This is a genomic window from Agrobacterium sp. MS2, from assembly GCF_003261015.1.
Taxonomy (GTDB): Bacteria; Pseudomonadota; Alphaproteobacteria; order Rhizobiales; family Rhizobiaceae; genus Agrobacterium; species Agrobacterium pusense.
On record NZ_QLNF01000086.1, the window covers coordinates 677,753 to 692,276 of the forward strand.

General features: G+C 57.7%; 14 protein-coding genes and 3 pseudogenes. 7 read left to right on the forward strand and 10 right to left on the reverse strand.

Annotation, left to right across the window (positions count from 1 at the left end):
- Window positions 1-30: 30 nt before the first annotated feature.
- Window positions 31-813, reverse strand: a pseudogene (locus DOU54_RS26070) (tripartite tricarboxylate transporter permease); the annotation flags it as partial.
- Between DOU54_RS26070 and DOU54_RS26075 the strand changes: the two are divergent.
- From DOU54_RS26075 to DOU54_RS26085, 3 genes and pseudogenes are all read left to right on the forward strand, one after another.
- A pseudogene (locus tag DOU54_RS26075) lies at window positions 812-1,444 on the forward strand (NAD(P)-dependent oxidoreductase); the annotation flags it as partial. The pseudogenes DOU54_RS26070 and DOU54_RS26075 overlap by 2 nt on opposite strands.
- On the forward strand, window positions 1,441-2,226 hold the full coding sequence (locus tag DOU54_RS26080; RefSeq protein WP_072493380.1) for a sugar phosphate isomerase/epimerase family protein: 786 nt from the start codon (window positions 1,441-1,443) through the stop codon (window positions 2,224-2,226). The pseudogene DOU54_RS26075 and the gene DOU54_RS26080, both read left to right, overlap by 4 nt.
- 8 nt (window positions 2,227-2,234) lie before the next feature.
- Window positions 2,235-3,482, forward strand: a complete 1,248-nt coding sequence (locus DOU54_RS26085; protein ID WP_072493381.1) for a glucarate dehydratase family protein — start codon at window positions 2,235-2,237, stop codon at window positions 3,480-3,482.
- A 319-nt stretch (window positions 3,483-3,801) separates the two neighbouring features.
- On the opposite strand, the gene paoC is transcribed toward DOU54_RS26085, so the two are convergent.
- The 8 genes from paoC to DOU54_RS26135 form a co-directional block, all read right to left on the reverse strand.
- Entirely contained in the window at window positions 3,802-6,006 is a 2,205-nt protein-coding gene (gene paoC, locus DOU54_RS26095; protein WP_113732079.1) for an aldehyde oxidoreductase molybdenum-binding subunit PaoC, read from the reverse strand.
- Between the two features lie 5 nt (window positions 6,007-6,011).
- Window positions 6,012-6,962, reverse strand: a complete 951-nt coding sequence (locus DOU54_RS26100) for an FAD binding domain-containing protein (RefSeq protein WP_113732080.1) — start codon at window positions 6,960-6,962, stop codon at window positions 6,012-6,014.
- Window positions 6,959-7,594 carry an aldehyde dehydrogenase iron-sulfur subunit PaoA gene (paoA, locus tag DOU54_RS26105; RefSeq protein WP_113732114.1) on the reverse strand — a complete coding sequence of 212 codons (636 nt, stop codon included), beginning with the start codon at window positions 7,592-7,594 and terminating at the stop codon, window positions 6,959-6,961. Before paoA ends, DOU54_RS26100 begins: the two co-directional genes overlap by 4 nt.
- A gap of 631 nt (window positions 7,595-8,225) precedes the next feature.
- The gene (locus DOU54_RS26115) at window positions 8,226-8,918 is read right to left on the reverse strand and encodes a D-psicose 3-epimerase (RefSeq protein WP_333899464.1); all 693 of its coding nucleotides are present in this window, start codon (window positions 8,916-8,918) and stop codon (window positions 8,226-8,228) included.
- Between the two features lie 55 nt (window positions 8,919-8,973).
- Window positions 8,974-9,363 (reverse strand): hypothetical protein, encoded by a 390-nt coding sequence (locus DOU54_RS26120; RefSeq protein WP_072493458.1) that lies wholly within the window; start codon window positions 9,361-9,363, stop codon window positions 8,974-8,976.
- Between the two features lie 178 nt (window positions 9,364-9,541).
- Window positions 9,542-9,853 carry a hypothetical protein gene (locus DOU54_RS26125; RefSeq protein WP_072493384.1) on the reverse strand — a complete coding sequence of 104 codons (312 nt, stop codon included), beginning with the start codon at window positions 9,851-9,853 and terminating at the stop codon, window positions 9,542-9,544.
- 258 nt (window positions 9,854-10,111) lie between these two features.
- A complete protein-coding gene (locus tag DOU54_RS26130; protein ID WP_072493385.1) occupies window positions 10,112-10,741 on the reverse strand; it encodes a hypothetical protein in 630 nt (209 codons plus the stop codon).
- Window positions 10,742-10,912: 171 nt separating this feature from the next.
- Window positions 10,913-11,305 (reverse strand): winged helix-turn-helix transcriptional regulator, encoded by a 393-nt coding sequence (locus tag DOU54_RS26135; RefSeq protein ID WP_022563258.1) that lies wholly within the window; start codon window positions 11,303-11,305, stop codon window positions 10,913-10,915.
- An 81-nt stretch (window positions 11,306-11,386) separates the two neighbouring features.
- Between DOU54_RS26135 and DOU54_RS26140 the strand changes: the two genes are divergently transcribed.
- Window positions 11,387-12,118 (forward strand): SDR family NAD(P)-dependent oxidoreductase, encoded by a 732-nt coding sequence (locus DOU54_RS26140; protein ID WP_072493386.1) that lies wholly within the window; start codon window positions 11,387-11,389, stop codon window positions 12,116-12,118.
- Between the two features lie 87 nt (window positions 12,119-12,205).
- Here the strand turns inward: DOU54_RS26140 and DOU54_RS26145 are convergent, their stop codons facing one another.
- Window positions 12,206-12,958 (reverse strand): SDR family oxidoreductase, encoded by a 753-nt coding sequence (locus tag DOU54_RS26145; protein WP_072493387.1) that lies wholly within the window; start codon window positions 12,956-12,958, stop codon window positions 12,206-12,208.
- 96 nt (window positions 12,959-13,054) lie between these two features.
- On the opposite strand from DOU54_RS26145, the gene DOU54_RS26150 reads away from it, so the two are divergent.
- From DOU54_RS26150 to DOU54_RS26160, 3 genes and pseudogenes are all read left to right on the forward strand, one after another.
- A complete protein-coding gene (locus DOU54_RS26150; protein ID WP_072493388.1) occupies window positions 13,055-14,005 on the forward strand; it encodes an AraC family transcriptional regulator in 951 nt (316 codons plus the stop codon).
- Window positions 14,006-14,028: 23 nt separating this feature from the next.
- Window positions 14,029-14,252, forward strand: a pseudogene (locus DOU54_RS26155) (IS3 family transposase); the annotation flags it as partial.
- A gap of 25 nt (window positions 14,253-14,277) precedes the next feature.
- Window positions 14,278-14,475: a hypothetical protein gene (locus DOU54_RS26160; protein WP_113732081.1), complete on the forward strand. Its 198-nt coding sequence runs from the start codon at window positions 14,278-14,280 to the stop codon at window positions 14,473-14,475.
- Window positions 14,476-14,524: the final 49 nt, after the last annotated feature.

The following is a 14,524-nucleotide window of genomic DNA, read 5'->3' on the forward strand; positions in this document are numbered from 1 at the left end:
GCCAAGCGGTCGCTCAATTTAAGATCAGCCTCAGGCTTCTTCTTCCTGAAACGCTTCTTCGCGTGTTTTGCGGAATGACGGCAGGATCATCAGCAGAAGCACGCCGGCTGTCGCGATCAGCAGGACCAGACTGATCGGCCGCTCCACGAAGACACTGGGGTTTCCGTGCGAAATTGTCAGGGCGCGACGGATGTTGGTTTCCAACAACGGTCCCAGGACGAACCCCAGAAGTAGCGGACCCGGCTCGCACTTGGCCTTGCGGAAGGCATAGCCCAGCAGGCCGAACCCGGCAGCCAGTACCACGTCGAATATGCGGTTGTTGATGCTGTAGACACCGACGCAGCAAAAGAGAAGGATTGCCGGATACAGCAGACGATACGGAACCGTCAGGAGCTTCACCCACACGCCGATCAGTGGCAGGTTAATCACGACGAGCATCAGGTTGCCGATCCACATGCTGGCAACGAGTCCCCAGAAGATTTCCGGCTGGGTTGCCAGTACCGTCGGTCCCGGGGTGATGCCGTGTATGATGAACGCACTCAGCATCATCGCCATCATGTTGTTCGATGGGATGCCCAGGGTCAGAAGCGGGATAAACGAGGACTGTGCGCCGGCATTGTTGGCAGCCTCCGGTCCGGCGACACCCTCAACGGCACCCTCGCCGAACTCCTGGGGACGCTTGGATACTTTTTTCTCGACCGAATAGGCGCAAAAGGAGGCAAGAGTGGCTCTGCCGCCCGGAAGTACGCCGAGAAACGTCCCGACACCCGTGCCGCGAAGGACAGCCGGCCAGGCCCGTTTGAAGTCCTCTCGCCTGCGAGATGAACACCGGGCTGAGCGCGGCACCGGTGGGTTTGGCAGCCGCCGTGGCATGAACCTGCCCTGGCTTGGAAGCTATTCCCGCAAGGTCGGCATTGTCGGTGCCTCCCGCATCGGGCGACTGGTCATCGATATGCTGACACGGGGCCGTTTCGAAATCGGCGTTTATGACCCATTCCTGTCCGCGGTTGAGGCAACGGAACTTGGCTCGACAAAAATGGAACTGCATACGCTTCTCGCATGGTCCGACATCGTCTCGCTGCATGCACCGATCCTGCCGCAAACCCGTCACATGATTGGTGCGCAAGAGCTTGCGTTGATGGCCGACCATACGGTGTTCATCAATACGGCGCGTGGCTGGCTGGTCGATCACGAAGCACTGTTATCAGAGGCGCGATCCGGTCGCCTGCGGATCCTGATCGATACGCCGGAACCCGAACCGCTACCGGTCGACAGCCCGTTTTACGACTTGCCGAATGTCGTGCTGACCCCACACATCGCCGGTGCGTTGGGCAATGAATTGCGCGCGCTTTCTGATGTCGCAATCACTGAAATCGAGCGCTTTGTTGCGGGTCTTCCACCGCTCTACCCCGTTCGCAAACATGACATGGAGCGCATGGCATGAGGGCTTTCAACTATTGTTTTTCCACGCTTGGCTGCTCTGAACTCAACCTGCATGAAACCGCTGACCTGGCGAAACGGCACGGTATTTCGTCCGTGGAATTGCGCACGCTTTGCGGTTCCGTCGACCTGATTTCGGCACTGGAGGGTGAGTTTGGCAGCCCTTCAATCTTTGCTGCGTTTCTGGCGCAACGTGACCTCAAGGTCACGGCCCTCAATACATCGATCCGGTTGTTTGATAGCGACGATATGTCTGCCGTTGAGCCCTTCATTGCGTGGGCGGAAGCGGCAGGCATTGCACATCTCAGGATATTTGACGGCGGAAATCGGTTAACGACCGGCGAGATGACACGTGCAGGTGCAGTGCTCGATCAATGGCAAGTCGACCGGCAATCACGGGGGCTGAATGTCGATCTGATGATCGAAACCCATGATGCTCTAGCGGATGCAACGCAACTCTCTACCTTCATCAGGCTTGTGCCAAATGCCCTGATATTATGGGACACCCATCACACCTGGGCCAAGGGTTCCGATATCAAGCGCCTTTGGCCTGATATTGTCGACAATGTCGTTCATTTACATGTCAAGGACAGCAAGATGGGAGACGACGGCCGACGCCATTACGTGCTTCCAGGCCAGGGTAACTTCCCCATGGCGGATCTTCTGTCGCTTGTCGGATCGAATGACCGACACCTCCCTCTCAGTCTCGAATGGGAGCGCCACTGGCATCCCGAACTGCCACGTCTGGATGACGCGTTGATCGCAGCGCGCGCCTGGTGGCGATAGGAGTACTTATGCGTATTGCCGACATTCAACTAACGCCGGTTGCCATTCCCGACAAACCATTGCTGAACTGCAAGGGTGTTCACCAGCCTCACGCCCTGAGAACCATCATTGAAGTCACCTGTGATGACGGCACCGTTGGTTTGGGAGAGAGCTACGGGAGTATCAAAGCACTGGACGGTCTAAGACGTGCGGCTCCATCATTGATCGGTCTCGATCCGTTTCACCTTCACGAATTGAAGGCACGGGTCCTTGCCGCTTTGCCAGGTGGTGGTGGCATCAATGCAAAAAGCGCCGTTGCCGACCACAAACTGACGGACGTTGTCGCCTCGGCGTTTGAAGTTCCATGCCTCGATATTCAGGGCAAGCTGCTCGGGCGACCGGTGTGTGACCTGCTTGGTGGTGCGGTTCGCGACAGGGTTCCCTTCAGCGCCTATCTGTTTTTCAAATTCGCCGCTCATATTGGAGAAGAACCGGACGAATGGGGGGAAGTGCTGACGCCAGACCAGATGGTCGGGGAAGCCCGACGGATGGTGGATAAATACGGTTTCCAGTCACTGAAGCTCAAAGGGGGTGTTTTGCATCCCGATCTCGAAATCGAGACGATGCTGAAACTGCGCGAAGCCTTTCCAGATCACCCTTTGCGGATCGACCCCAATGGGGGGTGGACCATCGACACCGCTATCTACATAGCGCGCAAATTGGAAGGCGTTCTGGAGTATCTCGAAGATCCTGTCATCGGTATGGACCAGATGGCACAGGTCGCAGCGGCCACGTCAATTCCGCTCGCCACCAACATGATCGTCCTTGAGTTTGACCAGATTGCTCGAGCCTTCCGAAAGAACGCCGTTCAAATCGTCTTGTCCGATCATCACTATTGGGGCGGTCTTCGTGCTTCAACGCATCTCGGCAAAATCTGCGAGACATTGGGGCTCGGAGTGTCGATGCACTCCAACTCGCATCTTGGGATCACGCTCGCTGCTATGACCCATGTCGCTGCGGCGACACCCAATCTAAGCTACGAGTGCGATACGCATTTTCCCTGGACTGGTGTTGATGTGACTGAAGGAGTCCCTTTTGTCTTCGAACGCGGCAGCCTGGAGGTGCCAAAGAATCCAGGATTGGGGATATCGTTAGATCGACACAAACTGTCAGTATTCGCTGGTTTGTACGAACAGACGGCCATGAAAGAGCGGGATGACACGGCCTACATGAAGCTCTTTGAACCAGATTACGAACGTCGCGTGCCGCGGTGGTGACTGCCCAAATGTTGAGCGACATCTGATCCGCATGGCGGTTTCCGGACTGTGGCTTTGCACTGCGACCGTTAGCGTCGCAAGCACGCCATGGAGTAAGCCAAGAATTCGAACTGTTGTCTCGGCAATCAATCAGGCGGCGACGTAGGGCGGACCATTGATGACGAGCTCGCGTATCCTGGCAAATCTACCCACGCGCCCACTGGCAGGAAAATAAGCGTCGTTTTGACCCCGCCTTCCGGATCATCTTGTGATTGACGATGTTGAACCTGAACAGACGCCAAGCGGCTTGAGCATGGTGAATTCCAGGGGCATGGCGGAGTTACGCAACGTCTGGCAGGCCCCCAATAAGCTTGTCCAAGGTCATCGGATAGTGTCGCAGGCGGATGCCGGTTGCGTTATGAATCGCGTTCGCGATCGCTGCCGAAACTCCGCATAGTCCGAGTTCGCCAATACCCTTCGCCTTCATTGGCGAGGAAACTGGATCAGTCTCATCCATGAACACGACTTCCTGGTACGGGATGTCCGCGTGAACCGGCACCTCGTAGCCAGCGAGGTCGTGGTTGACGAAAAACCCGCGACGGGTGTCGACGGCAAGTTCCTCTGACAACGCCAGACCGGCGCCCATCGTCATCGCACCAATCACCTGGCTGCGGGCCGTGATCGGATTGAGAATGCGGCCGGCGGCACATACCGCAAGCATCCGGCGAATCCGCGTCTCGCCCGTGGCAACGTCGACGCCAACCTCCACGAAATGCGCTCCGAAAGTCGATTGCTGATGACTGTCTGAAAGCTTTTCCCACTCGACCGTGTCTTCGGCGACGAGCCCTTCGGAACCCGCCACTTCGGCCAGCGGAACCGAACGCGAACCGGAACGGACCTGACCATCTTCGAAGACGACGTCCTGTTCGTTGAAGCCCAGCTTCTTGACGATAGCGTCCCGAAGCTTGACACAGGCTGCGTAGACGCCTGAGGTCGAGCAGTTCGCGCCGAACTGCCCGCCGGAGCCTGCAGATACGGGAAAGCGAGAATCGCCAAGCTGCACGGCGACCTTATCAATCGGTAGGCCCATCATTTCCGACGCGGTTTGGGCGATGATCGTGTAGCTCCCCGTGCCTATGTCCGTCATGTCGGTTTCGACGGTGACGACCCCTTCCTTGTCCAGACGGACGCGAGCGCCCGATGGCACCAGAAGGTTGTTGCGGAACGCAGCCGCAACACCGGAACCGATCATCCAGTTGCCTTCGCGACGAGAGCCGGGTTGAGCTTGCCCCGGCCAGCCGAACCGTTCTGCTCCGAGCTTGAGACAACCGACAAGATCGCGATGCGAAAACGGACGTCCGGGCTTTTCCGGATCCACTTGTGTGTCGTTGAGGATACGGAACTGCACTGGATCCATTCCGAGCTTTTCGGCCATCTCGTCGATGGCGATCTCGAGCGCCATCAGTCCGGGTGCCTCCCCGGGTGCGCGCATGGCGTTGCCCTCGGGAAGGTGCAGCGTCGCCAGCCGCATCGCCGTCATGCGGTTTTCACCGGCATAGAGAAGCCGCGTCTGCATGGCAGCCGTTTCAAGCTGGCCATCGGGCTGATCGCCCGACCAGCTTTCATGGGCGATTGCCGTTATTTTTCCATCGCGAGCTGCACCAATGCGGATGCGCTGGATCGTTGCTGGACGATGCGTCGTGTTGTTGACGAGGAAAGGCCTCGGCAGCGCCACCTTTACAGGCCGCCTTGCTGCCTTCGCGCCGAACGCGGCCAGAACAACGTCGGCACGCAGGAACAGCTTACCGCCAAAGCCGCCGCCGATGAACGGCGACATGAGGTGGATTTTCTCCTTGTCGACACCAAGCGTCGTTGCAAGGTCGGACCGCCACCAGTCGATCATCTGGCTGGAAGTCCAGACCGTCAGCTCGTCACCATTCCAGGCAGCGATGGAGGCATGCGGCTCCATCATCGAATGTGACTGGTCCGGCGTTGTGTAGGTTTCGTCCAATGTCACCTCGGCGGACTTGAACGCCCCTTCGAAATCTCCAACGGCGGTATCGGGTGGAGCTCCGCCTGCGTCTTTTGGCTTGACTGCCGAACCCATTGCCTCGGCGAGATCGTAACTACCCTGTTCTTCCGCGTAATCCACCTTTACTAGAGCTGCCGCTGCGCGGGCTTGTTCGAAGGTTTCGGCGACGATCACGGCAATCGCCTGATGATAGTGCTGGATCTCATCGCCACCGAAAAGTATCGCAGTATTGTACTTGCCCTTCTCAAGTTTGCCGACGTCAAGCGTCGTTACCACGGCAAGCACGCCCGGCGAGCGTTCGGCAGCTTCGATATTCATCGAGATGATGCGGCCCTTGGCGATGGTCGATCCGACGGGGTAACCGTAGGCATAGACCAGGTTCGGATCATGCCACTCATAGGCGTACATGGCCCGCCCCGTTGTCTTGAGCTCACCGTCGATGCGGTGAACGGGCTGACCGACGATTTTCAGCTGGTCGATCGGATTGGTCGTTGCGGGTGTATCGAACTTCATGGCAATTACCTCCTCGCTTCGGCGATCACGGCGCCGAGTGTGCGCTCCACCAGATCGATCTTGAACTTGTTCTGCTCGGTCGGACGAGCACCGTTGAGGAGAGCTTTCGCTGCGACCTTCGCTCCCTTTGAGAGTTCGTCATCCGCAGCTTCCACGCGCCACGGCTTATGAGCAATGCCGCCGATTGCCACCCGGCCAGTACCATCAGGCTGGATGACTGCACCCACAGAGACCAGAGCAAACGCGTAGGAAGCGCGGTCGCGGACCTTGCGGTAGATCTGTTTTCCTCCAGTTGGCGGCGGTAGCACCACTGCGGTGATAAACTCACCCTTTTCCAAAACCGTTTCGATCTCAGGGGTATCGCCCGGCGAGCGATGGAAGTCGGCGATTTGGATTGATCGGCGGCTACCATCGACCTTTACCGTCTCGATAACGGCATCGAGTGCGCGCATGGCAACGGCCATGTCACTGGGATGCGTGGCGATACAGCTATCACTCACACCCACCACGGCGTGCTGGCGACTGAAGCCGCCGATGGCGGAACAGCCACTTCCCGGCGAACGCTTGTTGCAGGGCTGTGCGGTGTCGTAGAAATATGGACATCGTGTTCGCTGCAAGAGGTTACCCGCGGTTGTTGCCCTGTTGCGAAGCTGGCCCGAAGCCCCTGCAAGCAAGGCGCGCGACAGGAGCCCATAATCACGTCGAACAATTGGATCGGCGGCAAGGTCGGTATTGCGAACCATCGCTCCTATGCGCAGGCCTCCCTCAGACGTCTTTTCTATTGTATCGAGCCCGAGACCATTCACATCGATCAGATGTGTCGGCGTCTCGATCTCCAGTTTCATCAAATCGAGGAGATTGGTGCCGCCTGCAATGAACTTTGCTTGCGAGTTCGAAAAGGCGGACCTGGTTGCAGCCTCGATAGATGAGGCCTTTTCGTAGGTGAAGGCTTTCATGCTTTTGTCCCCGCAACTTCGACGATGGCCTCGACAATGTTGGAATAGGCGCCGCAGCGACAGATGTTGCCGCTCATCCTCTCACGAATTTCGCCCTCACTCACCGATGTCTGCGCGTTAAGATCCAGCGTGACATGGCTCGGAATGTTTGCCGCGATCTCCTCAAGCACCGCCACGGAGGAACAGATTTGTCCCGGTGTACAGTAACCACACTGGAAGCCGTCATGCTTGACAAACGCCGCCTGCATCGGGTGCAGATTGCCGGGCTGTCCCAGTCCCTCTATCGTCGTCACGTCGTCACCGTCATGCATCACGGCAAGCGAAAGACACGAGTTGATGCGGCGTCCACCGACCAGCACGGTGCAGGCCCCGCATTGCCCGTGATCACAACCCTTCTTCGTTCCGGTCAGGTGAAGGTGTTCGCGCAGTGCGTCGAGAAGGGACGTGCGATTGTCAACATCGAGGTCTCGGACCTGTCCGTTGACCTTCAACGATACGCTTGACGTGTGTTTCATGATTTCTCCTCCTGACTGGGCTGCCGCTCCCCTGGTGACAGTGGTGGCAGCGACGGTCGCGGCCGACGATATAAGTAAGTTTCGGCGTGAAAGTTCAAATATGCCGGTGCCTGGCATGGCCAGTTCCACTTCATCGATTGGAGAAATCAAAGGTTTCGCATCAAGGGGCGAGAACGCGGATCATTGAAAACTGACCCGTGAACGAATGAGTAGCAGAAGGAGTTCCCGATAGGCCTTGTTCATAGCGCGAAAGGACCGGCTAGGAGATCGACGCTCCTTGCCGATTGTGGGGCGGGTCTGGACATCGGTTCTTGACACCAGATCCTGGAAGAACGGTTTTAGCCGTCGTCCCGATCGAGCCGCATGCTCTTGCTTCCTAGGCCGTTCCCGTTAATCTCTGGCAATCGCACTGGCAGATCGAGACCCCTTGTGGAGCGGTCTCGGCCTAATGGGTGATCCTCTTGCATTGCATGCGTCACCCATGTGCATATAAGGGCGTTTGGAGAGCTACTCACGCCTCAAGTGCCTCTACGTTATCAAGCACCCGCCGAAGCAAAGACACCAGTGTGTCCACCTCTTCCCGCGATAATCCCTTGGTCATGTCCCGCATTGCCCTGGCGCAAAAAGCGCGGCCAGCTGGCAACCGCGCAAGTGCCGCCTGCGTCAATGATACCAGACTGGACCGCTTGTCTCACGGATGGGGCTCACGCTTGATCAAGCCATCCCGCTCCATCCGCGCCATGGGGCATCAGCTGCCAAGGACGAAACGGGAGAATGCCAGGGCATTGCGCGCATCCTCGTCCATTTTCGCGAGACCGGCGCCGCCGCTCAGATCGCGCCACACCTTGATGTCGGAGCCGATCGTGCCGCCGGTCTTGACGAAAGGCTCCATGACCACCGCGCCGGTGTAATTGATATCGCGCAGGGCGAGGCCAATTTCGTGCCAGGGCATCCTGCCCTTGCCCGGTACGCGGCGATTACTTTCTCCGGTATGGAAATGCCCCAGCAACGGGCCAGCCGTGCGGATGGCCTCGCCAAAGCTGTCTTCCTCGATATTCATGTGAAACGTATCCAGCATGACTTTCACGTTGTTCTTGCCGACATCCTTGACGAAAGCGACGCCTTCGGCAGCCGTATTGAGCACGTGGTTTTCAAAGCGGTTGAGGACTTCGATGCAAAGGTTGATGCCGAGTTCATTGGCGAAATCGGCAATGCCGTGAATACCTTCCACGCCGCGCGCATAATCGCCTGCCTTGTCGACCGGCTGCGAGTAGTCGATCGGCCAGTAGGAGTGCAGCGCGCCGCCAATCGTATGGATGTCGAGCTTGGCGACATTGGTAAGGGTGCGTTCAAAGAACGCCTTGCCAGCTGCGCGAACCGCGGCATCCTCTGACGACAGGTTTTTCGTTTTCGAAGGGCCGATACCGGCAGTGAGTATGATGCCGTTATCTTCCTACCGCACTCCCACGAGGAAGCTGCGCGAGCTGTTCCTAAAATCAAGACCTGCGTTGATCGGCCTTGAATGCGCCGTGGTCTTCGAAGACCCCACTGGCTCCACGCTGTTGCAAGACGTACCGACTTTCAGCAAGTATTTCGCGATACCTCTGGACCTTTGCGGCGCCCATCCTGCGCAAATCGACCCTCGATGGAGGTGCTGACTGGACTGGAAAAATGGCTTCGTTTTCCAGAAGGTCCAGCAGAAGATTACGCATGACCGCATTTTCCTCTCGCAGCTTCGCCAGTTCGATGACCTTTCCGCTCGATTCAAACCGCCTTGCGATGGCTTTGTCGATTTCGCGTTCGACAAGGAGAGCCTTGGCGGCGAAATACCGACAGGCAAAGAATGTTACCGCGAGCGCGCACAACGCGAAAATAACGTAGATCATTTCGACCTCCAGGTTACCCCTGAAATCGATACTCTGCCGCCGGTTTTCAATACGGATTCGGGCCACTCGACTGAAAAATCACATGCTCCTGAAATCCGCAACTTGTGAATTACGAAGACGGCCTCGCTCCGAGGTTGCAACCCTCAGGCGCTCCGCCGTCAGACGTTTCGTGATCTCGTCACCATGAAAGGTAGGTCGCTTTTCTCACAGGATATGCGAAAGGCTCACCATTCTCAAAAACGAAACCCTTGCGATACATGCAACTGCGCACCTGGGCGGAGCCATAGGCACCTGCATAGAAACCCACGTCGCCATATGATGGGTAACGTTCGATACTGCATCTGTCGAGGGCTGCCTGATAGGCCATCTCCAGTACATGGTGACCCGTCACCGGAACGGTGCCGTAAAGATGTAATTGGGTCCGCGCTTCCGCCGCTGCCGCCGTAAAGGTAACGCTTAGAACCACGCTTAAAGCCAGCTTGAGTCTCATGACGCGCCTCCAAAGAAATTATTTTGACGAGCAACGGGGATTTTGCCCTGTTTGTTCCCTCAATCAGAAGTTTCTCCCACATTGTGGTGGGGCGGCTTCCATTATGTCCCGGCCGGAAGTCTATGCCACCTTCCATTCCGCGAAGGTCGACCCAGGCCCGCGCCACGATTAATGCTGCGTGATAACAACAGAACGTTCCGTAACGCTGGAGGGACAGCCTCTCGAAATCGCTAGAGGCACCACGTTTGGCCCGATTGCCTACCGAAGGAACCCATCCCGATCGAACTCTCCCCATCCACGAAGGTCGGCCGCACCTTCGTCAACCTTTTGACCCGTCTTGTCTCCCGGCGTCATCTTCTTTTTGAGCGATCGAGCCAGCCGCCTCTGATAGGCCGCTTTCTGTCGTTTCTCTGCCTTCGCCTCGGCGTCCTCCACCCGCCACTCTTCCACGACCCCGCGATCGAGAAGGTCCTCGACCACCTTCGGATCGAAGACATGGAAGGTGATCCGCCGGGCACGGCCGTTCAGCCGCACGGTTCTCGTCCCGACGCTCTTGAGACGCCCATCCGCGAGCCAGCGATGTCGCTCGCTCGTCTTGATGGCGAGGATGTCCTGTATCTCGCGCGGGATCACCGGAAGAGTTTCGGCTTCCATCATCACGCCTGCCACGGTCCTCGCAGCGGCGTCGAAGGCGTTTTTGTCGCGGGCTGGCATCGTGAGCGTGATCTCGTTGCCCTCCAGGCTGATCGCTTTCTTCAAAGCCGCAGGCAGTCGGGCCTGCATTTCCTGCAGAATGCCTTTCGCTCGCACGGACGATCCCAGCGTCATCGCAGGCGACAACATCCACGTCCTGATCAGTTCGATATCGCTCTTCTCGAGTTTCCGCATCTCTTCTAAATAGTGCCGATCTCCTTTCGTTCAACGAGGTGAACTGTTCGGCGACCGCAGATCCGAACCAGCCTACGATTATCGGAAAGGTCCTGCTTAGCCGGGGTATGGCTCTCCGGTTTAAAACGACGAGCCTTCCGGCCAGTAGGTGCTCAAGCGGCCATCGCGATATCAGCGATGATTTGCCCTGTTGTCATAAAGCAGCGCAGCGGCCTCGACCTTATCGCCATTAGCTACTGCCCATGAGCACAGGGCCTCAAACGGTTGCCGCAGAGAATGGCCCAGCGGGGTGATCGCATATTCCACACCCACCGGCTGGGTCGGCAGGACGGTCCTCGTCACAAGACCGTTCCGCTCAAGCCTCTTTAGAGCATCGGCCAAGGCCTTGTGGGTGATACCGTCGAGACGGCGCTTGATCTCGTTGAAGCGCGAGGGCCTGGGACAAATCACCGTCAGGATCAGGATTGTCCATTTGTCCGCGATCTTGTCGAGCACGGGGCGAACCTGCGCCATGTCTCTAAGGGCGCACTGAGAAAGTGCTTCAAGGTCAGTATACTCGTCCATATCTAGGCTACTTAAGGTGCGTAATTGATAGCAGATATCTAATGTATATCATGCAGCGACCATCAATTGAAAGGACTTACGATGGCTCGGATGAGTAACAAGGTTGCCCTGATTGTCGGGGGCGCCAAGGGTATCGGCTTGGCAATTGCAGAGCGGCTTTCGGCCGAAGGAGCGATGGTCTTCATCACCAGTCGCCGAAGCGAAGATGCCGAAAAGGCGGCAACTGCCATCGGTCATAGTGCGGTCGGCATTGTCGCCGATGCCGCGCTCCCCGAAGATATGCGGGAGGCGGTCGAAAAAGTGAGAAGGGAACACGGCCGTATCGACGCGCTGGTCTTGAACGCCGGTCTTTCCGAGCCCGCCCAGATCACGGAGATAACGCCTGAACACTTTGACCGCCACTTCGACGTTAATGTTCGAGGAATGGTCTTCGGCTTCCAGGCGGCTCTGCCGGCGATGAGGGAATGCGGCTCGGTCGTCCTCGTCGGGTCAATTGCAGACAGCGGCGGCTATGCTTCCTATGGCACATATGCTGCGACCAAGGCAGCCGTGCGTTCCTATGCACGAACCTGGACTGCAGAACTGGCATCCAAGGGTATACGCGTTAACGTCGTCGCACCGGGTCCAACCGATACGGAAATGATGGCTGCGGTTCAGCCAGACATGCGCGCGGCCATTGTCGCTCCGATTCCCATGGGACGGATGGCGCGCCCCGCCGAAGTGGCTGCAGCTGCCTTGTTCCTGTTAAGCGATGAGGCGAGTTACATCGCCGGTGCCGAACTGTGCGTCGATGGCGGCTTGCGGCAGGTCTGAGCCAGAATTCGAAGCGCTGTACCCGATCTGGAATGACCGGGTACAGCAAAGGCTCGACAGAGAAGCGACGGATCGCAATTTCGCTGATTACAGGCCCGCCTCAGCCATCCATAGCGCTGCGTCTGCACCTGCCGGTATGCGCAGTGGCGCAGACGGATCGGTGGCAGCCTTCCAGATCGCTTCCGCGACATCGCGCGCGTGGGTCACAGGGCCCTTGTCGTCCTGAACATTCCTGACGAACTGCTGCAAAAGAGGCGCATAGTCCGCATCGTCCATGCCGCGCAGGTGTGGGCGGGCACTGGCGCCGAAACTCGTTTCCGGCGAACGTCCGGGCAAAACGATGTGGACGCGAACGCCGAAAGGCTCCATTTCAATCGCAAGGGACTCGCTGAGCGCATTCACTGCGGCCTTGCTGGCGCGATAAACCCCAATGACCGGTAGCGGTTTCAGTGTGACCGAGGACGTAACGTTGATAATGACGCCAGCCCGGCGACGACGCATTTGCGGGCCGAGGGCCTGGATCATCGCCAGAGTGCCTATCGTGTTCGTCTGAAATAGTGCCTGTGCGGTCTGGGATGCAGTCAGTTCGACAGGAGATGGTGCTCCGAACCCGGCGTTATTGACGAGCACATCGATTTGACCCGTTGCCTTCATAAGCTGTGAGATGCTGTCCGGGACGGTGACATCGAGTGCTAGAACACGCAGACGCCCGGACGCAGGGAGTAAGCTCTCGTCGGGCGTTCTCATCGTGGCGATCACGTCCCAGCCTTTTTCAAGGAACAGTTTTGCAGTTTCCAGGCCAAAACCCGAGGAACAACCGGTTATCAGAATTGCGGGCATTATTTTCTCCATAAGTGGCTGTGTCATTATGGTAGCGACCCGAAGGAAGACTTTATATATTCCAAGCTACTCATTTCTTTAGTAATAGTCCTGGATATGACAACAGACCCGCTCACCGAGATCGTCACACTCCTGCAACCCGCCGCGCGGGCTTCGAAACTGGTGGAGTGCGCCGGTGCATGGCGTATACGTCGTGAGGGCACAGGCGAGCCGTTTTATTGTGCCATCCTGGAAGGGCAATGCCGGGTCACTTTCGGTGGCCGACAAACGTTTATCCTGCAGGCCGGAGACTTCATTCTCGCGCCTGCCATGCGCGATCTCGTCAATGAAAGCTCCGACGCCACAGCCGACTTGCCGGCAACGGTTCCGACAAAGATCAATGAGGGACATTTTCGTGTGGGACCACATGACGGCCCACCCGCACTACGAATGCGTATCGGACATTGCAGCTTCGGCACGCCGGATGCGGCCCTGCTCGTTTCTTTGTTGCCGGACGTGATTCTGGTTCGCGACAAACCCCGGCTTGCGACGTTGATGCAGTTGATCGACGAGGAGACGCAGGAACGGCGCGCAGCGCGCGAACCGGTTCTGGAACGACTTATCGAGGTGCTGTTGATTGAGGCACTACGGTCCTCAACCGACACCAATTCTGCACAGGGCCTCGGCAGAGGGCTTGGTGATGAGCGCCTTTCGGCGGCACTTCGGGCTATGCATGACCGTCCCGGCCATCCCTGGACCGTCGTTGATCTGGCGAAAGAGGCGGCGCTCTCCCGTTCGGCATTTTTTGCGCGCTTCAACCGAATAGTCGGGGTTGCGCCGATGGAATACCTGCTGACATGGCGTATGGCGTTGGCGAGGCAGCTCTTGCGGAGTGGTGATCTCGCAATCGACGATGTAGCCGAGCGGGTGGGATATGGATCAGCAAGTACGTTCAGCGTGGCTTTTGCCCGACGCACCGGCATCCCTCCTGCTCGATACGCCCGTATGGCCGCGCAGAACGGCGAGGCAGGAGACAACCGATTGCTACGGCCACTGACAGAATTATAACAATGCAGTTGGCCTATCGACAATACGCCCGACCAGCGCTTTCAAACTGGCGCAGCGATTCCAACGATCATCGACTGAACTCCGGACTCGGGTGGCTGACACCCGCCGAGTTCTTCGCTCAGACAATCAACCCGCGACGTGACGTGATGCGGTGCTGCGCAGCCGGAATGGCTCCGCACCGCAACCCGCCGTTACCTCCCAGAATACAGCAACCCAAAAACGTTGGAGCAAACCCAACACTGGATAAAATTTGGGGGGCAAGGTCAAAGGTCATGGAAGCTGGCGAGATCGACACGCAGCAAAAACAAAAAATGCTCCTCGACGGCTACGCGGAGGAGCTTTTTGAGAAGCGACTTGAATGGGCGAATTTGCAAGTTTCAGTGCGGGTGCTTGTGCGTGAAGGGTGGCTTTGGGTGTGGTTTATCTGTTTTGTTTTGGATTGTTGTTTTGGTTGCGGGGGCAGGATTTGAACCTGCGGCCTTCAGGTTATGAGCCTGACGAGCTACCGGGCTGCTCCAC